At 66.1% G+C, this 26,488-nt stretch carries 24 protein-coding genes and 1 pseudogene; 10 read left to right on the forward strand and 15 right to left on the reverse strand.

The window, feature by feature from the left end; translation table 11 throughout:
- The 3 genes from ABZ420_RS34175 to ABZ420_RS34185 form a co-directional block, all read left to right on the forward strand.
- A partial coding sequence (locus tag ABZ420_RS34175; RefSeq protein ID WP_357131777.1) for a thioesterase domain-containing protein occupies positions 1-1,037 on the forward strand: 1,037 nt, incomplete at its 5' end.
- 50 nt (positions 1,038-1,087) lie between these two features.
- A complete protein-coding gene (locus tag ABZ420_RS34180; protein WP_357131780.1) occupies positions 1,088-1,894 on the forward strand; it encodes an alpha/beta fold hydrolase in 807 nt (268 codons plus the stop codon).
- A 213-nt stretch (positions 1,895-2,107) separates the two neighbouring features.
- On the forward strand, positions 2,108-2,503 hold the full coding sequence (locus ABZ420_RS34185) for a hypothetical protein (RefSeq protein WP_357131783.1): 396 nt from the start codon (positions 2,108-2,110) through the stop codon (positions 2,501-2,503).
- Positions 2,504-2,795: 292 nt separating this feature from the next.
- On the opposite strand, the gene ABZ420_RS34190 is transcribed toward ABZ420_RS34185, so the two are convergent.
- The 6 genes from ABZ420_RS34190 to ABZ420_RS34215 all read right to left on the reverse strand — a co-directional run bounded on the left by ABZ420_RS34190 (position 2,796) and on the right by ABZ420_RS34215 (position 8,875).
- Positions 2,796-3,326, reverse strand: a complete 531-nt coding sequence (locus tag ABZ420_RS34190) for a hypothetical protein (RefSeq protein WP_357131786.1) — start codon at positions 3,324-3,326, stop codon at positions 2,796-2,798.
- On the reverse strand, positions 3,323-3,925 hold the full coding sequence (locus ABZ420_RS34195) for a hypothetical protein (RefSeq protein ID WP_357131789.1): 603 nt from the start codon (positions 3,923-3,925) through the stop codon (positions 3,323-3,325). Before ABZ420_RS34195 ends, ABZ420_RS34190 begins: the two co-directional genes overlap by 4 nt.
- Before the next feature lie 201 nt (positions 3,926-4,126).
- Entirely contained in the window at positions 4,127-4,342 is a 216-nt protein-coding gene (locus ABZ420_RS34200; RefSeq protein WP_357131792.1) for a hypothetical protein, read from the reverse strand.
- A 472-nt stretch (positions 4,343-4,814) separates the two neighbouring features.
- Positions 4,815-6,179, reverse strand: coding sequence for an NtaA/DmoA family FMN-dependent monooxygenase (locus tag ABZ420_RS34205; protein ID WP_357131795.1), 1,365 nt, complete (start codon positions 6,177-6,179; stop codon positions 4,815-4,817).
- 19 nt (positions 6,180-6,198) lie between these two features.
- Positions 6,199-7,245: an LLM class flavin-dependent oxidoreductase gene (locus ABZ420_RS34210; protein WP_357131798.1), complete on the reverse strand. Its 1,047-nt coding sequence runs from the start codon at positions 7,243-7,245 to the stop codon at positions 6,199-6,201.
- A 178-nt stretch (positions 7,246-7,423) separates the two neighbouring features.
- Complete coding sequence (locus tag ABZ420_RS34215; protein WP_357131801.1) at positions 7,424-8,875, reverse strand: MFS transporter; 1,452 nt, start codon at positions 8,873-8,875, stop codon at positions 7,424-7,426.
- Between the two features lie 254 nt (positions 8,876-9,129).
- Here ABZ420_RS34215 and car point away from each other — a divergent pair, with 254 nt between their 5' ends.
- Positions 9,130-12,603, forward strand: coding sequence for a carboxylic acid reductase (car, locus tag ABZ420_RS34220; RefSeq protein ID WP_357131838.1), 3,474 nt, complete (start codon positions 9,130-9,132; stop codon positions 12,601-12,603).
- Between the two features lie 3 nt (positions 12,604-12,606).
- Here car and ABZ420_RS34225 read toward each other — a convergent pair whose 3' ends face one another.
- Together ABZ420_RS34225 and ABZ420_RS34230 are read right to left on the reverse strand one after the other, a co-directional pair.
- On the reverse strand, positions 12,607-14,271 hold the full coding sequence (locus tag ABZ420_RS34225; RefSeq protein WP_357131804.1) for a sulfatase-like hydrolase/transferase: 1,665 nt from the start codon (positions 14,269-14,271) through the stop codon (positions 12,607-12,609).
- Between the two features lie 222 nt (positions 14,272-14,493).
- Positions 14,494-15,180: a TetR/AcrR family transcriptional regulator gene (locus ABZ420_RS34230; protein ID WP_357131807.1), complete on the reverse strand. Its 687-nt coding sequence runs from the start codon at positions 15,178-15,180 to the stop codon at positions 14,494-14,496.
- Positions 15,181-15,333: 153 nt separating this feature from the next.
- Here ABZ420_RS34230 and ABZ420_RS34235 point away from each other — a divergent pair, with 153 nt between their 5' ends.
- Positions 15,334-16,275, forward strand: a complete 942-nt coding sequence (locus ABZ420_RS34235) for an NAD-dependent epimerase/dehydratase family protein (protein ID WP_357131810.1) — start codon at positions 15,334-15,336, stop codon at positions 16,273-16,275.
- Between the two features lie 33 nt (positions 16,276-16,308).
- Here the strand turns inward: ABZ420_RS34235 and ABZ420_RS34240 are convergent, their stop codons facing one another.
- From ABZ420_RS34240 to ABZ420_RS34265, 6 genes are all read right to left on the reverse strand, one after another.
- The gene (locus tag ABZ420_RS34240) at positions 16,309-16,980 is read right to left on the reverse strand and encodes a response regulator transcription factor (RefSeq protein WP_357131813.1); all 672 of its coding nucleotides are present in this window, start codon (positions 16,978-16,980) and stop codon (positions 16,309-16,311) included.
- A gap of 100 nt (positions 16,981-17,080) precedes the next feature.
- Positions 17,081-17,281 carry a hypothetical protein gene (locus ABZ420_RS34245; RefSeq protein WP_357131816.1) on the reverse strand — a complete coding sequence of 67 codons (201 nt, stop codon included), beginning with the start codon at positions 17,279-17,281 and terminating at the stop codon, positions 17,081-17,083.
- 145 nt (positions 17,282-17,426) lie between these two features.
- Positions 17,427-18,503, reverse strand: coding sequence for a histidine kinase (locus ABZ420_RS34250; protein WP_357131819.1), 1,077 nt, complete (start codon positions 18,501-18,503; stop codon positions 17,427-17,429).
- A gap of 197 nt (positions 18,504-18,700) precedes the next feature.
- Positions 18,701-19,045, reverse strand: a complete 345-nt coding sequence (locus ABZ420_RS34255; protein WP_357131822.1) for a hypothetical protein — start codon at positions 19,043-19,045, stop codon at positions 18,701-18,703.
- A 64-nt stretch (positions 19,046-19,109) separates the two neighbouring features.
- The gene (locus ABZ420_RS34260) at positions 19,110-19,559 is read right to left on the reverse strand and encodes an OB-fold domain-containing protein (RefSeq protein WP_357131825.1); all 450 of its coding nucleotides are present in this window, start codon (positions 19,557-19,559) and stop codon (positions 19,110-19,112) included.
- Positions 19,560-19,688: 129 nt separating this feature from the next.
- The gene (locus tag ABZ420_RS34265; RefSeq protein WP_357131841.1) at positions 19,689-20,363 is read right to left on the reverse strand and encodes a PAS and ANTAR domain-containing protein; all 675 of its coding nucleotides are present in this window, start codon (positions 20,361-20,363) and stop codon (positions 19,689-19,691) included.
- 301 nt (positions 20,364-20,664) lie between these two features.
- Here ABZ420_RS34265 and ABZ420_RS34270 point away from each other — a divergent pair, with 301 nt between their 5' ends.
- Positions 20,665-21,360 (forward strand): type 1 glutamine amidotransferase domain-containing protein, encoded by a 696-nt coding sequence (locus tag ABZ420_RS34270; RefSeq protein ID WP_357131828.1) that lies wholly within the window; start codon positions 20,665-20,667, stop codon positions 21,358-21,360.
- A 91-nt stretch (positions 21,361-21,451) separates the two neighbouring features.
- Here the strand turns inward: ABZ420_RS34270 and ABZ420_RS34275 are convergent, their stop codons facing one another.
- On the reverse strand, positions 21,452-22,495 hold the full coding sequence (locus ABZ420_RS34275) for a glycerophosphodiester phosphodiesterase family protein (protein ID WP_357131831.1): 1,044 nt from the start codon (positions 22,493-22,495) through the stop codon (positions 21,452-21,454).
- 197 nt (positions 22,496-22,692) lie between these two features.
- Here ABZ420_RS34275 and ABZ420_RS34280 point away from each other — a divergent pair.
- From ABZ420_RS34280 to ABZ420_RS34295, 4 genes and pseudogenes are all read left to right on the forward strand, one after another.
- Positions 22,693-23,079: pseudogene (locus ABZ420_RS34280) on the forward strand (toll/interleukin-1 receptor domain-containing protein); the annotation flags it as partial.
- Positions 23,080-23,145: 66 nt separating this feature from the next.
- Positions 23,146-24,057: a hypothetical protein gene (locus tag ABZ420_RS34285; protein ID WP_357131844.1), complete on the forward strand. Its 912-nt coding sequence runs from the start codon at positions 23,146-23,148 to the stop codon at positions 24,055-24,057.
- Positions 24,058-24,167: 110 nt separating this feature from the next.
- Positions 24,168-25,358: an FAD-dependent oxidoreductase gene (locus ABZ420_RS34290; protein ID WP_357131834.1), complete on the forward strand. Its 1,191-nt coding sequence runs from the start codon at positions 24,168-24,170 to the stop codon at positions 25,356-25,358.
- Positions 25,359-25,368: 10 nt separating this feature from the next.
- Positions 25,369-26,307 carry a sigma-70 family RNA polymerase sigma factor gene (locus ABZ420_RS34295; RefSeq protein WP_357131836.1) on the forward strand — a complete coding sequence of 313 codons (939 nt, stop codon included), beginning with the start codon at positions 25,369-25,371 and terminating at the stop codon, positions 26,305-26,307.
- Positions 26,308-26,488 lie beyond the last annotated feature (181 nt).

The following is a 26,488-nucleotide window of genomic DNA, read 5'->3' on the forward strand; positions in this document are numbered from 1 at the left end:
GTTTCGATTCGCTGACCGCGGTGGAAGTCCGCAATCGCCTCAACACTGTTACCGGGCTGCGACTACCGGCCACCCTGGTCTTCGACTACCCGACGATGTCGGATTTGGTGAATCAGATTCTGATCGAACTTGATCAGCAATGGTCGGAACGTCGAGTTTTGATGGATCGAGACGTAAATGTCAGCGATCCCGACCTGTCGCTTGTGTCGCTGTACAGGAGGGCAGTCGAATCCGGCAGGCTGAACGAGGGCATTAGCCTAAGTCGTACTGCTGGACTTCTGCGGTCGTCGTTCAAATTTACCGAGGCAAATTCTCGGGCAACTGTACGTGCGGAGCTCAGCAGTGGTAATCGAGCGCCGCAGTTGATTTTCCTAACCACCCCGACATTGACCAGCGGAGTGCATCAACATGCATCGATAGCCAAGCAATTCAGAGGTCACAGAAAGGTTTCCAGCATCGCACTGCCGGGCTTTCGGGAGGGCGAGCTTGTTCCAAGTTCACTGTCTGACGGCATTGACGACTTGGTTGTGGCAGTAAAATCTGTCGCGAACGGGGAACCGTTTGTTTTGGCGGGATTCTCCTCCGGTGGGGTACTCGCACATGCGGTGGCAAGTAGGTTCGAGGCGGCTGGAGCACCGAATCTCGTCGGCGTTGCTCTTCTTGACAGCTTTGAGATGAAACAAGCGAGAGAAATCCAGCCAGAACATTTCTTGAACAATACCCTGAACAAAGAGTCGGAGTTCTGGAAGATTAGTAGCGAAAACCTGACCGCATCAGCGGTATGGCTAGATCTTCTTGATGAATGCGACGCTTCTCCCCTTGATGCGAGCGTGCTGTTCATCCAGTGTGCGAAACCGCTCCTCCGCGTTAAGCTGTCGGGTGGAGATCCGGAATATGTGCTGGCGGAACCTTGGTCCTCCTCTCAAACCGTCCGTACGGTCGAGGCTGATCATTATTCAATCCTTACGGTCGATGCCCCGGTTGTGGCCGAGATTATCGAAGAGTGGTGTTCTGATTTGGTTGAGAGTGTGGGATAGATGTCGAACGCTGATGCGTTACGGATTGCGGCGGTCGATGCTCGAAATGAATGGATGTGAAGATGAGTAGGGGGCAACAGACTATGGACGACCACGATGATTCGAGCCTGTGGGTGCGGTGCTATAATCCGTCACCGGATCCGAGCGTGCGGCTAGTATGTCTTCCGCATGCCGGAGGTTCCGCCAGTTTCTTCCTTCCCGTATCGAGAGCGCTCTCGCCGGCCTGTGAGGTTCTGTCGATCCAATATCCGGGAAGGCAGGATCGCCGATCGGAGCCGCCGATCAGCAACATAGCGGAAATCTCGGACGCTGTAGCCACGCAGCTCAAGGCCTGGACAGATCGACCGCTGGCGCTTTTCGGTCACAGTATGGGAGCGCTGATTGCCTACGAGGTAGCACTTCGATTACAGGCTATCGGGACAGATCCGGTAGCGCTGTTTGTGTCTGGGCGACGTGCCCCGTCGCGCTTCAGGGAAGAGAAAAAAGTTCATCTCCTGGACGACCGCGGCTTGTTGGCCGAGATTATCAGAATGGAAGGGACCGATCAGCGCCTGCTCAATGACTCCGATCTCATGTCGTCGCTGTTGCCTGTGATCCGATCAGACTATTGCGCGGTGGAGACCTATCGACCCGATCCAGAATCTCGCGTGACTGTTCCAGTATATGCTCATATCGGCGTCGACGATCCACGTGTCAGTGTCGACGAAGCCAACGACTGGAGGCTGCACACGTCTGGTCAATTCAGACTGCATACGTATCCGGGAGGCCATTTCTATTTGATCGGAGAAAGCGGCAAACTGATCGATTCGATGAGTCAGATCCTGTCCGAGATCACCTCGAACCGAGTCGGCAGCTGACCACGAAGCATCGAAAAGATATCGGCTGGTCTTGGGTAGTGTTGGCACGAACGGGTTGTAATTGAGTCGCCGGGACCGGCCGATAGCATTCGCAGGTATCGCAGCAGTCGGCGGCACTCCTCGGCCCGCACCAGGGTATTTCTCGTGGAACCGCGGTCCAGGTTTCGACAAGGCTGTGGTTCTGTCGGAACACGTCGGACTACAGTTGCAATTATGATTAAAGGAAATCTCTTGTTTGATCGACTCGGCTGGCCGCTAGAAATAGGCGACGCTGTCACTGTAGTTGGCGCTTGCAATGGCAGGTCATATCTGTATGGCGCGTACGGTACCGTAATTCGACTATTGGATGACAGCGTCGAACTAGCGCTGATCGAGATCGGATGTGATTCGACGATCGATTCGATAGTGACGGTCGAGCCGTTCAACCTCGAATTCGGCCGCACCGACCACGTGTCGTGCCATAACCTGTTCGCCGATGTCAAAATGGATATCGCGAGCCGTTCCGTGCGAGAGGCTGTGACCAACGCTGTTAAATGCTCGATCATAAGCGACGAACTCGGGCGAGAAATACTTGATTCGTGGCTTCAGGAGAAAATCGGGAAGGCTTAGCAGATCGTTGCGACGCAGCGCTGAAAGCGGTCAGTCTCAGGAGGCTGGCCGGTTACAGCTATCGCCGCAGCCGCGGTGCACTGTGTGAACAGGCAGTCCACTGGGTTCGGCCGCAGGAGTTCCGGTGCGTGAATCGGTCGGTCCGCAAGGATGACGCTGAGACCATGGCAGCGCACTGGCGTCATCAGCAGCCACCACGCAGTGCTCAGGTCAGACAACGAATCTCGACCATCACGCACGTGCCACGAAGACCGCCGACTGCGGAAGCTGGCGTAGTTCTCGGTAGGGAACGCTATTGCGGCCGTGCTGAGCGCTCCTTCTTCTTCGGCCACGGGTTGGCGAGTTTCCCTTGCTGTTGCAAGGACCTGATCCAATCCTGAGCGATGTGATGGGGCACGTCGTAATGTCGAGCAACCTTGGAAATGCTGCCAAGTCTCCAGTAGGCCACCCCAAAATCATCGGGCATGCTGCGCTTCTGTGTTCGTGACGGGCCTACTGAGTCCTTATGAGCAGCACGCCGACTGACAACGGGATCGGGAGGCACAAAAACCTGACCGGTTGCGGCGGTATCAGGCGGAATGTCATCTGATTCTGCATCTTGTTTTTGTGCAACCGGATTCGGGTTCATCCCAGACAGGATGTTTGCGGTGCGAATCAACAGCGGGAAATCAATGTGCGCCAATGCTTCCGGAACGAACTTGTCGACGGCTCCTGAGCGCACTTCAGTCAAGCGGGTACCCGAAGCGTCGATCTCCGCTCTTGCCGTCACAAGAGCGGCCCCTGTCTGCCCGTCGGATATCGTGATGATGTAACTTTCGGTCATTCCTGTGCGTCCGTTCGAGGGGTGGAGGTCTGGTCGCTACTGGAAACGCTGCCGGCGTGGCCGGGCTGGTCCAACTTGCGCAGCCGACCCATCCATCCTTGAGCCGTATGGCGTGGTACGCCGTAGTGTCTGGCCAGAGCTGTCACAGTGCCGAGTTGTTGGTACTGCGAACGTAATTCATCAGCATCCGGCATTCGTCGGTAGGCTCTTCCGCTGGCGGCGCCGTTACCGTCGAACAGTGTCATCGACCCGTCGGACGGCGCGATCGCGACGGGATCGCGGGCCTGACCGGCTAGAGCTGGTGCGGAACCCACCGCGGAGGATTTCGACTGTACGGGAGCAGCCGCAAGTCGGGCCGGTTCAAGGTTCTCGACGTGTGGGACGAACCGTGAGGCGAGTGCTTTGACGATGGCTACGATATCGATATCGGTCAGGGCCTGGGGGGTTAATCCGGTCGAACCCTCTGTGCTGATTGCGATTCCGGTGACCCGTGGTTCCGGACGACTGTCCTCGACCTCGATGGTGAGCTGGGGGGCGGAGATGTTTGTTGCACCGGCCTCGGCATGGTGCGGGGTGATGACGACGGTGTAGCTACCCATTCGTGGATCGGATCCTTGTGGTGGCTGTGAGTGTCGGGTCTGATGTATGGCGAGGATAGCATCGGACGACGACAGGAAGATACTCCACAACCAGTCAGTCAGAGGCGGGTAGGGATGGTAGCAAGGTGCACCCCGGTGAATCGTCTCGGGTTTGGGGCCGCTTTTGGCCGTCCTCGCTTGGTGTCCGCCGGTTTGCGACAGTCAGGACACCGATTGTAGGTGCCACCGACGAACTTTGTCATCTTCGATCGCAAGGTGGCGCACGTCGAGACGATTTGAGGTGAACAGACCATCACCCAACGGCGGGAACTCATCCCCTATGAGCAGGTGTTCCAGACGCTCATCAAACAGGCAGTGGTCGGTGAAGCAGCGCGGGGGCTGATCGGCAAGGCGATAAGACGGCGGCAGCCATGACACCGACCGCTCCCACCCCGTGCATCACCGGTTTGCAAGCAGGCCCATGAACTCGCCTACCTCCGGCACCCGGCCATGCGCTCGGACGGCGGAGGCAATTCTATCGAGCTTTCGATGCATACGGGCTCGGTTCGCTCCATCCAGAAACCAGCGGAGTACCTGTCCGGCAGATGGATTCGAGGCAAAAGATCACTCTGCACGCGTTACTCACTGACTGCGGTCACCGAGCGAGTCTGGAGCGCCACAAGGTCTTCGGTGATGTCCATCTGCTGCTGAATCGCGGCGATGAACTGTTGTTCGGGAAGCGGCAGAACACCGGGTTTCGAGGACGGCGCTTGGCACCGGCCGTCCGGCCAGCTGGAAGCGGGTGAAACTGCCGGACAGCCGTGCAGCACATCATCAGGTGCGAACCCGTCTCGACATTCGGCTGGTGATCACTTCGGGGTCCGATCCCCCTGACGCGTCGTGCTTCGCGTCAGGATCGCCGGGTGAGGGGCTCGCGTAAGCCGAGGTGGTCACGCAGGGTGGTGCCGGTGTACTCGGTGCGGTAGACGCCGCGATCCTGGAGTTCGGGGACGAGCCAATCCACGATCTCGTCCAGGCCGGTGGGGACCAGGTAGGGGGAGATGTTGAAGCCGTCGGTGGCCCCGTGGCGGACCCAGCGGGCCAGTTCGTCGGCGACCTGGGCCGGGGTGCCGGCGAAGCCGGAGCGTTCGGTAGAGGCGATCACCACTTCCCGTAGGGAGAGGTTCTCCGCCTCGGCCCTGGCTCGCCATTCGCGGGCGATGGTGAGCGGGTCCTGTCCGGAGCGTGGGGCGCCCCGGGTTTCCGAGATCGGTCGTGGCTGGGGATCGTCCGCGGGCAGCGGGCCGTCCGGGTCGAGTCCGGACAGGTCGCGGCCCCAGATCTGACCGGCCAGTGACAGAGCGGTCTGGCCGGTGTACTGGCCGTTCTTCACCCAGCGCACCTTTTCCTCCACCTCGGATTCCTTCTCCGCGAGGATGATTTGCGTGCCGGGCAGAATTCGGATGTCGTCGTCCGGGCGGCCCGCCGCGCGCAGGCGTGCGCGGATGTCGGTGGCGAAGGCGAGTGCGTCGTCGAAATGCGTTCCGTGCCTGGAGAAGATGACATCGGCATGCGCAGCGGCGAAATCGCGACCGGCGGGTGAGTCGCCTGCCTGGAAGATCACCGGATGGCCTCCGGCGCTGCGCGGCAGCGTGGGGGTGATCGTCACGTCGAAGTGGGGGCCGGTGCGCACGACCGGATGGATGGCCTCGGCGCGCGCCCACGAGGGGCTGTGCTGCGAGGTGGCGACCGCGCCGTCGTCCCAGGCGTCCCAGATCGCCCGTACCGTCGCGACGAACTCCGCGGCGCGCTCGTAACGCAGCGCGTGATCGAGGAATCCGCCGCGCCGGAAGTTCTCGCCGGTCCACGCGTTGTCCGTGGTGACCGCGTTCCAGCCCGCGCGACCGCCGGACAGCAGATCCAGGCCGCTGAGTTTGCGAGCCAGGTCGGCGGGCTCGTTGTAGGTGGTGTTCTGGGTGGCCACCAGACCGATGTGCCGGGTGATGCCCGCCAGCGCGGCGAGTTGGGTGATCGCGTCGGGGCGGCCCGCGATATCCAGTTCCAGGATCGAGCCGTCCTGTTCGCGCAGGCGCAGGCCCTCACCGAGGAAGAAGGCGTCGAACAGGCCGCGCTCGGCGGTCTGCGCGACCCGGCGGAAGGTTTCGAAATCGATCTGCGAGCCGCTGGACGGGTCGGACCAGATCGTGGTGTGGTTCACGCCCTGGAAGAAGACGCCGAAGTGCACTTGTGCGTCGGGGCGCGGGAAGTCGGTCACGGAAACGATCTCCTGACGATCAGCGTGTGGTCGCGTAGCGGTTGGCGGGGCGGGTCAGGCCGAGGTTGGCGCGCAGCGTCGAACCGGGAACAGGGCGATGCGCTACCCCGGTGCGCAACAGGGCGGGCAGGACCTCGCGCGCGAGCACGGGCAGGTCCTCGTCGATCACCGCGAGGTGCAGCCGCACGCCGTCGAGGTGGGCGCTGAGTTCGGTCAGCAGATCCGTCAATCCGCGAGCCGAACCGGAGAACCCGAGTCGGCCGGGCGAAGCGGAGGCTTCGCCGAATCGCTGCGCGGCAGGAAGATCGGAGACATCCAGGGTGACCTCGACCTCGGCGAAGACCAGCGAATCCCCGGCCGAGCGCGCCGCGGCCGCCGCCTCGACGGCCGTCGCAATGGAATCGGCGGCGACGAACCGGACGTCGACCGGGCCTTCGGCGCCGAACACCACCGGCTGACCTTGTGGCGGGCGCGGCACGATGGCCGGGCCCTTCACCGAGAAGGTCTCGCCCTGGAAATCGATGTAGTGCAGCTTGTTCCGGTCCAGGAAACGTCCGCTGGCGTAGTCGCGGATCACCGCGTCGTCTTCCCAGGAGTCCCAGAGGCGACGGGCCACCTCGATCGAATCGCGTTGTTCGCGAGCCAGGTCGGCGTCGCCTACTACCGGCCTGCGCCCCCAGGTGGCAGCGGCGCGCGGGTCGTCGACGCGCTCGGCGATCCATCCCGCCCGCCCGCGCGAGGCGTAATCCAGCGACGCTACCTGCGATGCCGTGTGAAACGGTTCGGCGTAGGTGGTGGCCACGGTGGGAACCAGGCCGATCGTGCTGGTCGTGGCCGCCACGAAAGACGCCCGGGTCACCGCGTCGATGCGACCGGGAATGTCGCGCTCCGGCCGGATCGAGTCGGCGAACGTGGCCAGTGTGAATCCGGCGTTCTCGGCGGCGGTCACCCGCGAGCGAAGGGTGTCCGCGGTGAGTAGGCGGTCGGGTGCGTGCGTGGCTCGCCGCCATGCCCCGGGGCGGTACCCCTCTCCGTCGAGTTCTACGCCGAGTGCGAAAACGCCCATCCGACACCTTCTTTCGTCCCGCGAGCCATCGAGCCGCCGCCGGGAGCGGTGGCCCGAGCCGGGCACGATCCGGCTCGGGCCACCGACGGCGCACCCACTGGTGAGGATGCGCGGCGGCGACGGCGATTCGCGATGGTTTGACTCGCGATGATTCGAAGGTTGTCGAACGGCGGGCCGGCTACCGCGCGGCGCGGGCCGCGAAAGCCGCCGCCACCAGGACCGTGCTGCCCTCGGCGATCGCGGTGCCGCCCAGCGCGTGCGCCGCGCTGGTCACCGTGCTGCCCGCGAGGCCGAGGAACAGCGAGCCGAAGGTGGCGATCCCGACCACGATGCCCAGTTGCACGTTGGTCACCAGGATGCCGCTGGCGTCCGCGGCCGAAGTCGTCGGGACCTTGGCCAGCGTGCGGGTCATGAGCGGACTGAACGCGATGCCGTTGCCCGCGCCGCACAAGCCGAGCAGTGTCAGCGCGAGCGGACCGACCTCGGCGCCGTCGCGCAGCAACGCGCCGAGGGTTACCATGCTCGCCGCGCCGAGAACCAGCCCCAGCGGGATCATCGCCGGGTGGAAACGAGCCGGGATGCGCTCCCAGTTCAGGCTGGCGACGGCGAAGGTCACGCCGAGCGGGACGAACAGCAGGCCCGCGTGCAGGGCGCTGTAGCCGAGCGTGCTCTGCAAGTGGATCGCCATGACGAACATCCAGCCGCCGAAGGTCGCCATGATGACGAACAACGCGACGGCCGCGGAGATCAGACCCGGTGCGGTGAGAACCGCCCGCGCGAACAGGGGTTCGCCGCCACGGGAGGCGACGATTCGCTCGATCACCACGAACAGTGCGAAGCCGACGACACTGGCGATCAGAGCGATCCACGACCACATCGGCCAATCCAGCTCGCGCCCGAGCACCAGGGGCAGCACCAGCAACAGCACCGAGGCGGTGAGCGTGGCGAGCCCGGGCAGGTCGAGCCGCCGCTCCAGACGCCGGGCCGAGGGCGGCAGTATGCGCGGCGCCGCGACCAGCAGCGCGACGCCGATCGGCACGTTCACCAGGAACACTCCGCGCCAGCCGCTGCCGAACAGGTCCGCGTTGACGATCAGTCCGCCCAGCACCTGCCCGGCGACCATGCCGCCGGAGATGATGGCCGAGTAGACGCTCAGCGCCCGCGCGCGGGCATGACCGGTGAAGGTGCGCTGGATGAGCGTCATGATCTGCGGCACCATCGCGGCCGCGCCGACGCCCTGGGCGAACCGGAAGACGATCAGCGAGGTCTCGTTCCAGGCCAGTCCGCAAGCCAGCGAGGCGAGGGTGAACAGCGCCAGTCCGGCGACGAACGTGCGGCGCTGGGTGAACCGGTCGCCGAGCCGCGCGCCGGTGACCAGCAGGACGGCGTACGCGATGACGTAGCCCGCGACGATCAGCTGTAGGGCCGCGCCGCTGGTGTGCAGCGAACCCCGGATGGAGGGGATCGCGACGTTGACGATGGAGGAATCGAGCACCGCCATGAACTGGCCGGTGAGGATGACGGCCAGGACGGCGAGCGACCGCCGCGCTCCCAGCGCGGCGGGTGGGGCGGCCGGAGCGGCGGCGGGCGTCGTTGCCGCCGCCGGACCCGGCGATATGGTCTGTGTCATGCTCCGAGCATGCGGTGCGCCGGGCACCGGTAACAGGAGCCCGTTGACACTGGTACCGGCAGCACCAGGCTGAGCGTGCGCCGCAAGGGAATACCGGACGATTTGGGACATATCCGGCAATGTGTCCGGTGTCACAGACACTTGCCTCCGCTATCGTCCGCTCGAAGTACTTAGGCGAGCTAACGTGTTTGGTGAACGCGCGTTCCCGGACGAAGGAGGTCGTCGTGGCACTCGAAACAAGCGGGGAGCGGCTCATGCGCCGCATCACCCGGCTGTACGCCGAAAACGACGACATTCGCAACGCCATCCCGCGTGCGGAGGTCGCCGAGAAGCTTCGCGAGCCCGGCGCGGGGCTCGCCCAGATCGTCGAGACGGTCATGGTCGGCTACGCCGACCGGCCGGCCCTCGGCACGCGCGCGACCGAACTGCGCACCGGCGAGACCGGCCGCACGACGCTGAGCCTGCTGCCGGAGTTCGACACGATCACCTACGGCGAGCTGTGGGAGCGCGTGCGCGCCGTGGCCGCCGCATGGCACGGTGATGCGCGCGAGCCGCTCCGAGCCGGCGATTTCGTGGGCATTCTCGGCTTCACCAGCAGCGACTACACCACTCTCGACCTGGCCTGCGTCCATCTGGGGCTGGTCGCGGTTCCGCTGCAATCCAGTGCGCCGGTCGCCCAGCTGTCGGCGATCGTCGAGGAGACCGCGCCGCGGGTACTCGCCGCGACGCCGGAGCTGCTCGACGCCGCGGTGACGTGTGCGCTGTCGCAGGCCGGGCCGCGACGGCTGATCGTCTTCGACTACCACCCGGGAGACGACGACCAGCGCTCGGCGTTCGACGCGGCCCGCGCCCGCCTGGCCGAGGCGGGCAGCTCCGTGCTCGTGGAACCGCTCGACGAGGTGCTCGCGCGAGGCCGGTCGCTGCCGCCCGCGCCGCTGTTCGCCGCCGAGCCGGGTGCCGACCCGCTGGCGCTGCTGATCTACACCTCTGGCAGCACCGGAACCCCCAAAGGGGCGATGTACTCCCAGCGGCTGGTCGCCAAGGGATGGGTGAACCGGCGCGATCTCGCCGCGATCAACCTCAACTACATGCCGATGAGCCACGTGGCCGGTCGCGGATCGCTGACCGGCGTGCTGGCCCGCGGCGGCACCGCCTATTTCACCGCCGAGAGCGATATGTCCACGCTCTTCGACGACATCGCGCTGGCGCGGCCCACCGAGCTGTTCTTCGTTCCACGGGTGTGCGACATGATCTTCCAGCGCTTCCAGGGTGAGGTGGATCGGCGCGACGGGCCGGGCGTCGACCGGGCCGCGCTGGAAGCGCAGGTGAAAACCGAACTGCGCGAACACTTCCTCGGTGGACGCATGGTCATGGCGATCTGCGGAAGCGCCCCGGTGTCGGCGGAGATGAAATCGTTCGTCGAGTCGGTGCTCGAGCTGGAACTGCACGACGGGTACGGGTCCACCGAGGCGGGCGGCGTCGTCGTCATCGACGAACGGGTGCAGCGGCCGCCGGTGCTCGATTACAAGCTCGCCGACGTCCCCGAGCTGGGCTACTTCCGGACCGACAAACCGCATCCGCGGGGTGAGTTGCTGCTGAAGAGCACCACCCTGATCTCCGGCTACTACAAGCGGCCGGAGCTCACCGCCGAGATCTTCGACGACGAGGGCTTCTACAAGACCGGCGACATCGTCGCCGAACTCGCCCCGGATCGCCTGGTCTACGTCGATCGGCGCAACAACGTGCTGAAGCTCTCCCAGGGCGAATTCGTCGCGGTCTCGCACCTGGAGGCGGTGTATGCGACCAGTCCGCTGATCCACCAGATCTTCGTGTACGGCAGCAGCGAACGTGCGTATCTCCTGGCCGTGATCGTGCCCACCGAGGACGTGCTCGGCTGGGGCGACCTCGAGAAGATGAAGACGGCGCTGAGCGAATCGCTGCGACAGCTCGCCAAGGACGCCGAACTGCAATCCTATGAGATCCCGCGCGATTTCCTGATCGAGCCAGAGCCGTTCACCACCGCCAACGGTTTGCTGTCGGGCATCGGAAAGTTGCTTCGCCCCAAGCTGAGAGAGCGGTACGAGCCGCGCTTGCAGCAGCTGTACGCCGACCTGGACGCCGGGCAGGCGAACGAACTGCTCGATCTGCGCCGCACCGCGGTCGATCTGCCCGTGCTCCAGACGGTGGGCCGCGCGGCGAAGGCCGTGCTGGGCTGCGCGGACGCCGATCTGCGTCCCGACGCGCACTTCACCGATCTCGGCGGCGATTCGCTGTCGGCGCTGTCGCTGTCGAACCTGCTGCACGAGATCTTCGATGTCGAGGTGCCGGTGTCGGTGGTGATCAGCCCGGCCAACAATCTGCGCGAGGTGGCGGATTACATCGCGGCCGTGCGTGTCTCGGGCGGACGAGGCGCCACGTACACCACGGTGCACGGTGCCGGGCCGCAGGTACGTGCCGCTGATCTGACGCTCGACAAGTTCCTCGACGCCCGCACGCTCGCCGCGGCGCCGTCGCTGCCGCGCCCCACGGAGACCGAGCGGACGGTGCTGCTCACCGGCGCGAACGGCTATCTCGGGCGTTTCCTGTGCCTGGAGTGGCTGCGGCGGATGCACGACACCGCGGGCACACTCGTCTGCCTGGTCCGTGGCTCCGACGCCGCCGCGGCGCGCCAACGCCTCGACAGCGCTTTCGACACCGGAGATCCCACGCTGGTCCGGGAATTCCGCGAGCTGGCCGCCGCGCATCTCGAGGTGATCCCCGGCGATATCGGGGAGCCGAACCTCGGCCTGGACGATCGGACGTGGGATCGGCTGGCCGACCGCGTCGACCTGATCGTGCATCCCGCCGCGCTGGTCAATCACGTGCTGCCGTACCGGCAACTGTTCGGCCCGAACGTGGTCGGCACCGCCGAGTTGATCCGCCTGGCCCTCACCACGCGGCTCAAGCCGTTCACCTACCTGTCCACGGTCGCCGTGGCCGCGCAGATCGATCCGGCCGTCTTCGCCGAGGACGGGGACATCCGCGAGATCAGCCCGGTCCGTGCGGTGGACGACAGCTACGCCAACGGCTACGGCAACAGCAAGTGGGCGGGTGAGGTGCTGCTGCGCGAGGCCAACGACCTGTGCGGACTGCCGGTGGCGGTGTTCCGGTCGGACATGATCCTCGCCGACCGGCGCTACGCCGGCCAGCTCAATGTGCCGGATATCTTCACCCGGCTGCTGCTGAGCCTGATCGTCACGGGGATCGCGCCGTTCTCCTTCTACCGCACCGACGCCGACGGCAACCGCTCGCGCGCCCACTACGACGGCCTGCCCGCCGATTTCACCGCGGACGCGATCACCACCCTCGGCGCGACGGCCGCCACCGGCTTCCAGAGTTTCGATGTGCTCAACCCGCACGACGACGGCCGCTCGCTCGACGAGTTCGTCGATTGGCTGATCGCCGCGGGCCACCGGATCGAGCGGATCGCCGACTACCAGGAGTGGTTCACCCGGTTCGAGACCGCCCTGCGGGCGCTCCCCGAATGGCAGCGCCAGGCCTCCGTCCTGCCCTTGCTGCACGCGTATCGGCGACCGGCCCCAGCCGTTCGCGGCTCGGCACTTCCCGCGGAGAGGTTCCGCTCCGCCGTCCGAGCCGCGAAAATCGGCGCCGAGCACGATATTCCGCGGATATCCCGGGAACTCATCGAGAAATACGCGACGGACCTGCGATTACGGGGCCTGCTGTAGGAGTCAGGACGGCTTCGGCACGGCATCCAGCAGGGCGTTGCCGATCCGTTCGGCTTGCACCAGGATGTTGGTCTGCGCCGAAATGTAGTCGCCGATGCCTTCGTCCTGGGCGGCCCGCAGATACGGCGGCAGCGGTTGCTGGATCTCGGTGCGGATGACGTTGTCGAGCAGCGGCTCCATCTCGCCGCGCAGCGGATTCCCGGTCGCCGCCTGGTTGTCGAGTTCGAGCCGGCCGCCGTCGGTGCTGTAGTCGTAGAGCTCGAACTCCTGCTCGCGCGCCGGATCGATCTGGATCCGGCCGTGCACCCACTGGGAATAGGACGCGAACTTCGCCTCGGCGGTGCGCACCATCGCGACGTGGCCGGGGGCGTCCTGGTTGAACAGGATCGCGGCTTCCTCGATCGACGCCTCGTCGGTCGTGTGCGCGACCCACGGGCGGCCCGCCGCGCCCGCGTCGCGGCAGAGCGCGGCGATGTCGAAGCGTCCGCTGAGATGTTCGTAGCGTCCGTCGCCGCGCCATTCGTTGCCGCCGGTGCCGATGGTGAGCAGCAGGGGAGTGAAGTCGACGCTGGAGGTGAGCTGGTCCCTGGTGGTCGTGCCGTCCACCGGGCTCAGGTATCCGCGCGGGTCGTGTATGTAGAGCGGCACCCGCAGCGCCTCGTCGTAGGCGGCGCCGCCTTTGCCGTGCAGGCCGTGGGAGCCGGCGTAATCGCCGTGGTCGGAGGTGAAGACGACGACGGTGTTGGCGGCGACGTCGGGACGGGACTGCAAGGTGTCGAGCACGCGACCGATCTGGATGTCGACCTGCTGCTGCGCCCACAGATACAGGTTGCGCATCTCGATCCAGGCCTGCATGGCTTCCGGTGTCCCGTAGGGCGCCACCCCGAACGCCACCGCCGAGACCTCGACCAGCGCCATCTGCAGGCGCGGCTTACGCGAGAGCTGTTCGAGGGATTCGAAATTGGGCGGCAATTCGTTCATCCACCGCGGGATGTCGGCGTTGAACTGGTCGCGCCGGGTCCAGCGCGGCCACCACTGGATGTCGTGCGGGTTGACCAGCGACACCGTCGTACACCATGGCGCGGCGCCGGAATCGTTGTGGAACCAGTCGGAAAACTGGTCGACGATCTTCGGGTCCGCTTGCAGCCCCTGCCCCGGCGCGCCGTTCGGGGAGGGATAGGTGCCGCCGTGGAAACCGTAGGCTTCCAGCGCGCCCGGGGTGCGATCCGGGTAGCTGCCGAGATGCCACTTGCCCCAGTACGTGGTGTCGTAGCCGTGGTCGCGCAGCATGGATCCCCACGTCGGGAACAGGGGCGACAAGGTCGACTCCGACACGACCATGACCCCGGTCTGCTGCGCGTAGAGGCCGGTCAGCAGGCAGCCGCGAGCGGGCGTGCAGTCGTTGGCCGCCGTGTAGTGATTCTCGAACGACACACTGCCCCGGCGGATCCGGGCGATGTTCGGCAGGACGGTGTCCAACGTCCGCTGATCGGGAAACCACACGGGCGTCCGCATCTCATCCACGATGATCACCAGGATGTTCGGCTTGTCCGGATCGGTGTCGGCACGCGCTCTGCCTGGAGCGGCTCCGGTCGAGACGGCGGCCGCGGCCGTCGCCGAGGTGGCCGCACTGGAGAGAAAACCCCTGCGAGTGAACGAGCTCGGCAATGTTCCTCCACGAATGAGTGATTTTCGTCGGGCGAATGGAACGCGGAGAATCTCGGTGCTGTCACCGTAGCGCTGCCCGGCTCGCGGTAGCCGCCCTCCGGTGCGGACACGCCGCCAGGTGATCGCCGCAGGTGAGCCGGTCGGGGGCAGGTGGAGCCCGTTCCTTTGGGGCCGGTACGTTCGCGACGGTGCGCAGTACGTCGTGAGAGCCGGAATCCGGGGTTACGGCAGGCCGACGAGATCGGCCATCACGTTCATGTGGTGGGCGAAGTAGTCGGCGCGGGCACCGATGATGCCGTTCAGCCGGCCGAAGACCTCGAAGTTGAGCAGGCCGAACAGCTGGGTCCACGCCACGAAGACCCGGTCGAGCACGTCCTCGGGCAGGTCGGAGGGCTGCTGCTCGATCAGCCTGCGCAGGTCGGCGTGCACGGGTGCGGGCAGCGCGGACGAAAGCGGCGGCGGCGTCAGTTTTTTCGCACCGTCCTGCGCGATGGCGACAAGCCGGAAGACCACGGCCGCGGCGGGGGCCACGGTGTCGTCCGGGGCGTCGTATCCGGGCACCGGACTGCCGTAGAGCAGGCCGTATTCGGCCGGATGAGCCTGCGCCCAGTCCCGCACGGACGAGCACACCGCCATCCACCGGCCGCGCAGATCGGCGGCAGGCAGCCTCGTATCCGCGGCTTCCGCTTCGGCGGCGAGCGCTTGGTAGGCCTCCATGATCAACGCGGTCAGCAGGTCGTCGCGGCTCGGGAAGTACCGGTAGAGCGCCGAGGCGACGATCCCCATGTCCCGGGCGACTCCGCGCAGGGACAAGTTCGCGCCGTCCACTGCCAACCGTTTGCGCGCGGCCGCCTTGATCTCCTCGATCATCTCGGAGCGGACGCGGGCGCGCAGTGACTGGGCGGACATTCCTCCCAGTGTAGGGAACAAAGGACGGGGAAGAGAACGTCTGCACGGAATGTGAACACTGTTCTTGACTCGGATAGGTGTTCTGGCTTAGGCTCGAGTTGTCAATTAGAGAGCAGTGTTCTCTATCAAGAGCGTCAGACAGGTTGGAATGCCATGTCCCTGCACGTCGTCATCGGAGCCGGTCCGGTCGGAACGGCCACGGCCCAGTTGCTCGCCGCACGCGGCAAGCGGGTGCGCGTGATCACACGGCGCGGTAGCGGTCCGGACCACCCGCTGATCGAGCGCGTCGCCGCCGACGCCGCCGATTCCGGGGCATTGATCCGGCACTGCGAGGGCGCGGAGGTCGTCTTCCAGTGCGCTCAGCCGCCGTATCATCGCTGGGCGACCGACTTTCCGCCGCTGGCCGCCGCCGCGTTGCGGGCGGCGGAAGCGACCGGCGCCGCGCTGCTCAGCGTCGGAAACCTGTACGGCTACGGACCGGTCGACGGCCCGATCAGTGAGTGGCACGCACTGCGCCCCAACAGCGTGAAGGGGCGGGTTCGGGCGGAAATATGGGCCGAGGCACTGGCCGCGCACGAGGCCGGCCGTGTCCGCGCCGCCGAGGTGCGCGGATCGGACTACCTCGGCGCGGGAGCGAAATCGGCGTTCACCATGGTGGCGCTGCCCGCCGTGCTCTCGGGGCGCCGGGCGCAGTTCCCCGCCGATCCGGACGCCGCGCACAGCTGGACCGACGTCGGTGACACCGCTCGCACGCTGGTCGCGGTCGCCGCCGACGAAAGTGCGTGGGGCCGAGCATGGCACACGCCGACCGCGCCGCCCATGTCCATCCGCGAACTGGCCGGACTCGCCGCGACGGTGGCGACCGCGCCGCCCGCGCGCGTGAGCCGGATGCCCACCGCGATGCTGTGGGCCGCGGGGTTGTTCGATCCCAACGCTCGCGAGATGCGCGAGTTGCGCTACCAGTTCGATCGCCCGTTCGTCATCGATTCTTCCGCCGCGACCGCGGCCTTCGGCATCGAACCGACACCTACCGCGGAGTCCCTGCGTGCGACGATCGCCGCGCTTCGCGCGGAAGAATCGGCGAGCATCGGCTGAGCAACGCGGGCCGCAGCGACCACTGCCCCGGCGTCACGTACTCGAGGAACGCCGGGGCCGGACCAGGCCGATGTCATAGGCGAGCACCACCGCCTGCACCCGATCCCGCAGGCCGAGTTTGCGCAGGATCGCCGAGACATGGGTCTTCACCGTGCCTTCGGTGACAACCAGTTTCGCCGCTATCTCGGCGTTGGAGGCCGCTTGCGCGATGAGGGTGAGGACCTCGACCTCTCGATTTGTGAGATCGGCGAGATCCGGCATCGCCGCTGTCTCCGGGCGGACATCGGCGACGAACCGATCCAGCAGCCTGCGCGTCACCCGCGGCGCGAGTAGTGCCTCACCGCAGGCCACCACCCGTATCGCCTCGACCAGTTCGGCGGGCCGGGCGTCCTTCAGTAGAAACCCGCCCGCGCCGGCGCGCAGCGCCGCGTACATCAGCTCGTCTTCGTCGAAGGTGGTCAGGACGATGACCGCGGGTCTGTGCTGGGACGCGGAAAGGCGTTGCGTCGCCTGCACTCCGTCGACGCGCGGCATCCGCAGATCCATCAGCACGACGTCGGGCAGTGTCTGCACGGCCAGATGTACCGCTTCCTCCCCGTCCCGGGCCTCGCCGACGACCCGGATGTCCTCGCGTGCTTGCAGAATCATCCGGAGCCCGGCGCGGACCAGAGCCTGGTCATCGGCGACCAGTACGGTGACGGTCATCCCCGCCGCCGTCCGGTCTGCCGGGCGCCCGCCTGTCGCGGCGGCCGGTTCATGGCGAGCATCCAATCCTCCGAGTGTGCGAATCCGGCCTGCGGGCGCGTCAGTCCTTCACCGGATCGGCTCCCACGTGCTTGGTCACCGAATCACCGGCTCGCACTGCCTTCCACAGTTTCCGGTCGACCCGGACCTTCACGGTACTGCCGTCCGATAGCCGGATGGTCAAGCGCCGGTACAGGTTCGCCCCGTCGAACAACCCGCGCGACTTCTCGACAACCGTCCCCCGCCATTCCTGCTGTTGCATCGGTCGACTCCTTGTTTCGCTGAGCATTCACGTCACGGGATCCCGTATGACGTGACTCCAGTGTTTCCTGTGGCCGCCCGGGGAACATCACCTCACAGGGGTGTATTCGCCTCTGTCGAAAGTCGGAGAAACCTGCTCATATCGGCTACGACCGGACCGGAAGCCATGCCGCGACGCGGAAGCCACCAGCAGTGGAAGGGCCTGCCTCGAATCGTCCGCCCAGCTCGGCGGCGCGTCGGCGCATGCCGTCGAGTCCCCGACCGTTGCCATGATCGAGCCGGCTACCGCCGCCGTTGTCGGTGATCGCCACCATGAGTTGCCCGGCGGCGATCCGGACGTCGACCTCGGCTCGATCGGTACTCGCGTGGCGCAGGACGTTGGTCAAAGATTCCTGGACGATCCGGTAGGCGGTTTCGGTGACCCTCGGCGCGACAGCGGTGCCGTCCGTTCCGTGCCGGTTCACAACCACCTCGACTCCCGCCCGCGACATCGACTCCACCAGCCTGTCCAGATCCTTCAGTCCAGGCGCGGAAACGGCCGGTTCCCGGTCGATCACCTCGAGCAACCGGCGTACTTCGCCGAGGGCTTGTCGGCCGACGGACTCCAGGGCGGCGACGGCCTCTCGCGCTTTGTCCGGATGCGTGTCGAAAACGTCGTCGGCCGCCGCGGCTTGAAGCACCATCAGCGACACTGTGTGAGCGAGCACGTCGTGCAGTTCGCGCGTGATGCGGGCACGTTCCTGCTGGACCAGACGCCGGGCCTCGGCGTCCCTCTGGGCGGATCTGGCGCGTCCCAGCGCGCCCCAGCTCCAGGCCAGCAGGGCGGCGCCGGACCACAGCAGGGCGTCCGACCACTGCCCGGCGGTCCCCGCCGCGAGCGCGAAGAACAACACCGCCACGGCAAGGCCCCACAACGACGTGCGGGCCGGGCGCAGCCAGGAAAAGGTCGTCAGCACGATGAGGGCGATGCCCGGCCCCACTTGAACGTGTAGCAGTTCCAACGACGCTCCCGTGAACAGGGAGACAATCGTGACGAAAACGGGCCGGCGGTCCATCCACCAGACGGCGCCCGCCTGGCACACCACCAGCGCGATCACGAGGACGCGCTCAGCGGCCGTGGGCGGCGCAACGAACAGCACTACCGGCAACAACATGGTGAGTGAGCAGACCACCAGCAGTACTCGCCAACGCCGCGACAGCCGCATCTCGCACTGATCCTGCACGTCACCGACGCTACCGGGCCCGGCGCCTCGACCGAACGCGCGCCATCGGCCACATGGCGAAAAATCCTGTGCCTCGACGGAACTCGAACGAGGCCGTCCGGTCGAGCAACCGATTTGTTCGCCGAGCTGCCGGACCCGCGGTGCCGATCAGCGACCCGGGCCCGGCGCAGGGGGTGTGGTCCCGGTCGCGTTCACCGTTATGCGGGCAGGTGGCCGTAGCCGAAGATGTTGATGAAGTAGTTGCCCGGGATCAGTTGGTTCATCACGTGCCACTGTCCCGCCGGGTCGCGCTGGTAGTAGCTCACCGGCAGCGAACCGACGTCGTAGCACACGATGTCGGCGGTGCCGAACGGGCTCCAATAGGTGCTCGTACCGGGACGGCCGGGTTCGAGCGGGGTGGTGAACAGGTGACTGCACGGGGTGATGCTCGGTTCGTAGATCGAGGGCGCGGCCGCGGCGGTCGGCGCGAGGCCGGCCATACCGATACCGCCCCATCCCACACACACCGCCGCGGTCAACGCACGAGGGACAAAACGTCCCATGTCGGTTCTCCTCAACTATTCCGATCGGTAAGAGTGAGTACACGATAGTGGCTGGAAGCGACTACTACTCCTGCGTAGAAAGATGCGGCGGAGCTGCGCACGATGGGCTTCGCGAATCGGTACTGACCTCGAAGACCGGGAACCTGCCTTCCGGGGGATGGGGCTGGAATCGCACGCGTACCGACCGGCCCGGGGACGAGGGGATCTCCCCTTCGAGCGATGTATAGACCCAGGGGCCTTCGTCGAGTTCCACGATGGCGATCGTCAGCGGCACCAACTCGCCGTGCCTGTCGGTCGGGGCGCGATCCACCACCCGCCACGACACGACGGAACCGGTACCCGACGAGGGCACACGCTCGAGCTCGCCGGATCCGCAGGACGTACATCCGGACGCTATCGGCGCGAGCAGCTTGTCGCACCGCACGCAGCGGTAGATCATCAGCATGTCATCCATGCCCAGTGCGCTGCCGCTCCCGACGGCATTCGGACTGTGCTTCACATGGTTCGTGTGCATACGAGCTTCTCCGGAACGGTGCTGGCAACTTCCGCTCCAGACTTCCCCGATTTGCCGCGTCGAGCGACGGTGGAATGACCCGGGGGTATACCTGTTTTTCACGATGGCCGGGCCGGTAGCGATGGTCGGCTAATCCGCGACGGGTTCCGGGGGCGCCACCCGCTGGTGGATGGTCAGCAGCAGATGATCGAAGCGGGTGCGTTGCTGGACCAGCGCACCGCCCATCGTGACGACGTCGGCGACGAGCTGCTCGGCCAGCGTGCGGATCTTGACATTGGTCTCCTGCGAGCGCCAGCGCAGCACCCGGAACGCCTGATCGGCGTTGACGCCGTAGACGAACATCAGGATTCCCTTGGCCTGTTCGATCACCGCGCGCGCGTCGATCACGTCGGGCAGCAGGTCGTCGAGGGCTTCCTGGAGGTTGCCCTCGAGCGTCTCGGTGACGTCGATGAAGTAACCGGCGGAGCCGACCACAGTGCCTTGCTCGTCGAACAGCTGGTCGCCGATGACGATCACGTCGTGCGTCTCGCCCTCGGTGTCGATGATCCGGTGGCGGGTGCAGAACGGAGTCGCGGTCTCGATGGCGTCGGCGAGGGCCTCGGCGACCCGCTGGCGGTCGTCGGGGTGCTGGTGGCTCTGCAAGAGTTCGGTGGACGGCTCGACCTCGCCCGGTGCGTACCCGAAGATCCCGGCGGCTTCCTCGGACCATTCCCACCGCTGGTCCGCGAACCAGAACCGAAAGCTGCCGATATCGGGGCAACCGCCGAGCATCCTGCGTGCAGTCTCCCGCTCGCGTTGTCCCATCTCAGTCACCGGTCCAGTATGGCCTGAATACAACCCCAGGTCAGGCGGGAGGTGTGCCGTTGTGTGGCGAGCACCTCCCGGATCGGGGCCGCTGCATCGCCGGGTAGGCGCGAAAAGTGAAACAGGAATGGCCGCGAACCCGGTCTTTTGGTATCCCGAAGATCGGGAAGGCTACCGTCGACAGTGTCGTCGCTGACGATCCCGGCCTGCGGGGTCGGCGTCCGGCAGCACTCGGACCAGCGTGACAGGACTCGATGACCGAACCCGGCCGGCCGGGTTCCGGACGAGGAGACAACAGACCATGCCGAAAATCCTTTTCGTGATGACCGGAGCCGATCACTGGACGCTGGCCGACGGGACCCAGCACCCGACCGGCTTCTGGGCCGAGGAATTCGTGGTGCCCTTCGAGAAACTGAAAGCGGCGGGTTACGAGATCGTGGTGGCCACCCCGGGTGGCGTCGTACCGACCGTGGACAAGAGCAGCCTCGCGCCCGAGGCCAACGGCGGTCAGGAGAACGCCGACCAGCGAGCGCACGTGATCGGCACGAGCACCGAATTGAACAACCCCGTTGACCTGGCGGGGGTGGACCTCGCCGACTACGCGGCGGTGTTCTATCCCGGCGGGCACGGGCCGATGGAAGACCTCGCCGTCGACGCCGACTCCGGGCGGTTGCTCGTCGACATCCTGGCATCCGGCAAGCCGCTTGCGGTGGTGTGTCATGCGCCCGCGGCTCTACTCGCCGCAGAGGGAGAAAACGGAGCGAACATCTTCGCGGGCTATGCCCTGACCGGCTTCACCAACGCCGAAGAGACCCAGGCGGGCTTCGCGGACAAGGCCGAGTGGCTGTTGCAGGATCGGCTCGTCGCGATCGGAGCCGACTTCCGGGAGGGCGAACCGTGGGCCCCGAAGGTCGTCGTGGACCGCACTCTGATCACCGGCCAGAATCCGGCGTCCTCCGGGGGTGTGGCCGACGAGCTGCTGAAAGTGCTTTCTTGACCACGGGTACCCGCGGTCCGGCCGTTGAGCGGGCGCGGCGTGCGAATGCGAAGGCATCGACGCCGCGCCTGCGGTCCGGCCGACGTACCTGTCAGGGGCGGTGACAGGCCGGTGGCAGCCGATACCCGCGGTCGGACAGCAGCGCACGCAGAACATCCGGCCGATCGGTGATGAGGCCGTCCACGCCGAGATCGAGCAGGGCGGTCATGGTGGGCCGGTCGTCCACCGTCCAAGGCACCACCAGCATGCCGCGGCGGTGAGCGGCGCGAACGAGGTCCATCGTGGTGAAAGGCTGGTAGTCGGCCGCGTTGACGCCGGCGTTCTGCGGAGTGCCGTGCACCGGTGAGACCGCGGCGGCGCCGATGGCGGCCGCCGCCGCGACGTACTTCTCCTGCAACGATCCAGGGAAGTCGTCGATATCCATGCCGCCCAGCCACGGGGAGCCGCCGGGTTCGCCCGCACGCAACTTCGGCTGACCATCGGTCAAGACGATGATCGGCAGGTCGGGCGCCACCTCCCGCAGCCGTATGAGGGTGCCGAAGTCGAAACTCTGGATGGTGACCTGCCGCCCGATTCCCGCCCGGCGGATTTCCGCCACTACGACGTCCACGAACTGCTCACGCGGCGCGGTCTGCTCGGGGGCGGCTGCCTCGACCTTGGTCTCGATGTTCAGCTTCACCTGATCGGCGCGATACGCGCGCACCAGGTCGAAAACCTCCGCAAGCAACGGTATTCGCGCTCCCGGCGCCCTCCGCTGCTCGGGTTGCTCGGCGGACGGCACCGAACCGCAGTCGATCGTCCGGACCTGAGCCAGGGTCAGATCCCGGATGTAGGTGGTTCCCGGGACATAGGGGAACTTCGGGTCGCCGGGAACGGCGGGTGTGGTGTCCACGCACTTCTCCGGATTCGGATCGCGGTCGTGCGTGACCACCGCATAGCCGTCCGCGGTGATCTGCACGTCCAACTCCAGCGTGCTCACCCCGAGCTCCAACGCGCTCGCGAACGCGGGCAACGTATTCTCTGCCACCAGCCCCAACCCGCCCCGATGGGCTTGCAGGTCGAACGCGGCCGGACCATCGGCCGCTCCCCGGGCCACGTCGACCGTCAGGACACCGGCTGCCAGCACCCCTGCCACGCATATCCGCCACACCGGCCCATCCTCTCGCTGGACGGGCACACCCGGGTGAAGAAGCGACGATCGGCGTAACTTCACCGCCTCCGCGGTCGGGACACAGATGTAGTTTCGGGCATTCGAGAAATGGCGGGAAAATCGCCACCGACCGACATTCTCTGTTCGGCTACGCCATAATGATGGCCGTTCAATATCTCGCCATGTGTCGAGGGCTCGGTAGCAGCTCTACTGCGGGGGAAGGCCGGGGGTACGTGAATCGCTATCGGATATTTCTCAGCTATCGCAGGGATGGCACACACCACTTCGTCGGCCGGCTTCGAGCTACTTTCGAAAAGGAGCTTCCGGACGATCTGACCTTCTTCGACAGAGACTCCATCGATGTCGGGGTGCCCTTCCGTGAGGCGATCGTGCAAGCCATCGCCGGGTCGGCCGTGGTCATCGTGGTCATCGGATCGGAGTGGCTCAGCGCCCACAACAGGAGCCGGTTGCACGCCCCCGATGACCCGGTACGCATGGAAATCGAGACCGCACTGCGTATGGGGAAGGTGATACTCCCTCTTCTGGTGGATGACGCCCGACTGCCCCACCCGGGCGAATTGCCGCCGAGTATCCGGAATCTGCTCGAGCACAACACGGCCAGGATCAGGTCGGAGGTGTACGACGACGACACCGACAGGCTGATCCGCATCGTCGACGGTCTGGTCGCCCAATCGGTCCCGGATCGCAGGGGCGAGAGCGGTACCGTCTTTCCCGATACCGGAGAGAACGCCAGTAAATATCTCAACGTGGCGATCGCGGGCACAGCGATCCCGTTGTTCGTCTGGTTCGTATTCCGCGTGCACGGCGAACTGCGCGATCTGCTCTCGGTGCTCTTCGGTGTCTCCGTCGTCGCCGGACACTTCTACATGCTCAGTCGCGGCGACAAACTGGCGATCGATGCGGGAGGAGTCGAGGTCCGGAAAGTCGGCGTCGTCCACCGCTTCTCGTGGCGCGAAATCGACCGATTGGCGATTTATCCCACCGGGAAAAGTGTTTTCCTCGTCGCGCGTATGGTCGATCCGCTGGTGCAAGAGAAGTACAAGCAAACCGGCGGCTGGCCCCGGTGGGACGCGAGCACACGCCAACTCCTCATTTGCGATCTGAAAGTCGAAGCGTACCGCAACACCGGGGGTAAAGACGGCGGGACCGTCTCCTTCACCACCGACCGATATTCGGGTGGGAGCGAGTACGTATTGGAATCGGTGAAGCGCTACAGACCCTACGGCGGCTTCGGTGGCCTACCACCGCCTACTCCGAACACGGATCCGATTCCGCGCAGATTGATCGGCGTGGCATTCGCTGTCGTGCTGGCCGTCCTCGTCACACTCGTCGCGGTGTCGGTCTCCCGATCGACGGATACCGGGCCGACCAGAAGCCGGCACGTCGGATCACAACCTGTTCAGTTGATGCCGCTGGCAGTATGTGCTGCCGGTCGGGCAGAGGGCTGCGCCGAGCGGCCGAAGCCGGTCCGCAGGGCGGGGCTCATGAGGTCCGCTCCTTCGCTGCCGGGGGGTTCGTCGACATGACGGCAGGGCAACGAATTCCTGACCTCTGGTGACGCAAGTCACTTCGATGGTTGTCAGGAATTCGGGGGCTGTCGCGTTCAGGAGGCACGCGAACCAGACAGGAGCGAATCATGAAACACCGCATCGTCGTTCTCGGAGCCGGATACGCCGGAGCCTTCACCGCCGGAAATCTGGCCCGCACGCTGCATTCGGACGATTTCGAGATCACAGTCGTCAATGCCGAACCCGATTTCGTCGAGCGGCTGCGCCTGCACCAGCTCGCCGCGGGGCACGATCTTCCGCACCGACCGCTGGCGGAGGTGTTCGCGGGCAGCGGAATTCGGCTTCGCGTGGCGAGGGTCACCGACGTCGACGTCGCGCGGCGGACCGTCACGGTGGCCGATGGCGAGGGCATCGACCGGATCGGATACGAGACCCTTCTCTACGCGCTCGGCAGCACCGCCGCCGACCACGGCGTGCCCGGCGTCGCCGAGCACGCCTTCCATGTGGCCGCACGGCCGTCCGCGCTGCGCCTGCGCGCCCGTCTGGATGAGCTGGGCGAGAACGGGAAGGTGCTGGTCGTCGGCGGTAACCTGACCGCGATCGAGGCCGCCACCGAAATCGCCGAAGCCCGTCCTGGTCTTCGGGTCAGCCTGGTCACCAGCGGCGAACCGGGGGGTTGGCTGGGTCCGAAGGCGCGCCGTCACCTGCTGCGTTCCTTCGATCGATTCGGCATCGCGGTCCACGAGCACACCCAGATCGAGCGTGTCGAGGAGACGAAGGCCGTCGCCGCCGACGGCAGCGTGTTCGCCGCGGATGCGACCGTGTGGACCGCGGGCTTCGCCGTCCACCCGATCGCCGCCGCCAGCGGTCTCGCGGTGGAAGCCGACGGGCGGATCACGGTAGACCGTCAGATGCGGTCGGTATCGCACCCGGATGTCTACGTCGCCGGTGACAGCGTCTTCGTCATCGGTGAGAACGGTCGGCCGTTGCCGATGTCGTGTGCGTCGGCGGGATTCACCGGCATGCAGGCGGCGGCCACGATCGTCGGGGATCTGACCGGCCGCAAGATCAAGGCGACCGCGCTGCGCTATGTCGGCAACCACATCAGCCTCGGACGTGAGGACGGGATCTTCCAGCTTGTCGACGGTGCCGGGCGCGCGAAGGCCGGGGCCCTGTGCGGCAGGCCTGCGGCGCGAGTCAAGTCGGCGATCGTGGCGACCAGCGCTTGGGCCATCAGCCGACCGACCTACGGAATGCCGAGTCGCCGGCACCGCTCTGCCACCAACCGAGACCGCTCACCCGAAGTGCTCACCGCATAGGGTCGGGCGCATGAACACGGCCACCGTGACGCGTTTCGAGGCCAGCCGGAACCGCCTGGCCTCGCTCGCCTACCGGCTACTCGGCTCGGCCGCCGACGCCGAGGACACGGTGCAGGACGCGTTCCTGCGGTGGCAGGCCGCCGACCAGGAGTACGTCGAGGTCCCAGAAGCTTGGCTGACCAAGATCGTCACCAATCTGGCCCTCGATCGCCTTCGTTCGGCGCAGGTGCGGCGCGAACGCGCCGTCGGCACCTGGATGCCCGAACCGCTGCTCGACGGCGACCCGATGCTGGGCCCTGCGGAGACCGCTGAGCAGCGCGAATCGGTGACCCTGGCGGTGCTGACCCTCATGGAGCGCCTGTCGCCGACCGAGCGAGCTGTTTACGTTCTGCGTGAAGCTTTCGCGTACAGCCACGCCGAGATCGCCGAGATTCTCGGCATCACCGAGGCAGGGAGTCAGCAACACGCGCACCGAGCCCGGCGTCGAATCGCCGCCGCCGGCAAACACACCGAGGTCGATCAGGCCTCCGCGCGCCGAATCGTCGAGGCGTTCGTTGCCGCCGCCTCCTCGGGCCGGACCGAACGGCTGGTGGCGCTGCTGACCGACGACGCGAGCGGCGTCTCCGACGGCGCAGGAGGCATGGCCGAGAAGCTGATCCGCTACCTGAACCCGGGGCAGATCACCCGTGCCGTGCGAGCCGGCTTCAAACCGTCCGCGGCCAAACGCAAACTCGTCGGCGGCTCTCCCGCTGTCCATGCCGCCGTGATCAACGGCTGCCCGGCCGTACTCTTCACACTCGGCGCCCGGGTCCTGGGCGTCACGGTTCTGGAGATCCGCGACGACAAGATCGCGGGCATACGCGGTATCGCCGCCCCGAGCCGACTCGGCCGCCTCACCGAACAATGGCAGCGGCGCCGGCAGGATGCCCCGCTGATCGAATCCTGGTAGCCGACCAGCTTGTAGGCGCGGCCGACCGAACCCGTGGTGGCGCCCTTGATTCATGTGGGTTGCGGCGCGCGGAATCGAGAGATCGCTCTAGTACTCCAGCCGCACTTCGTTATGTTGTGCCTGTCTTCGCTGGTAGTGGGCCTGTTTGGCGCGGTGTTGATGTCTTCGTCGCCAGGTCGAC

Source organism: Nocardia sp. NPDC005745, from assembly GCF_040630775.1.
In the GTDB taxonomy this organism is placed as follows: Bacteria; Actinomycetota; Actinomycetes; order Mycobacteriales; family Mycobacteriaceae; genus Nocardia.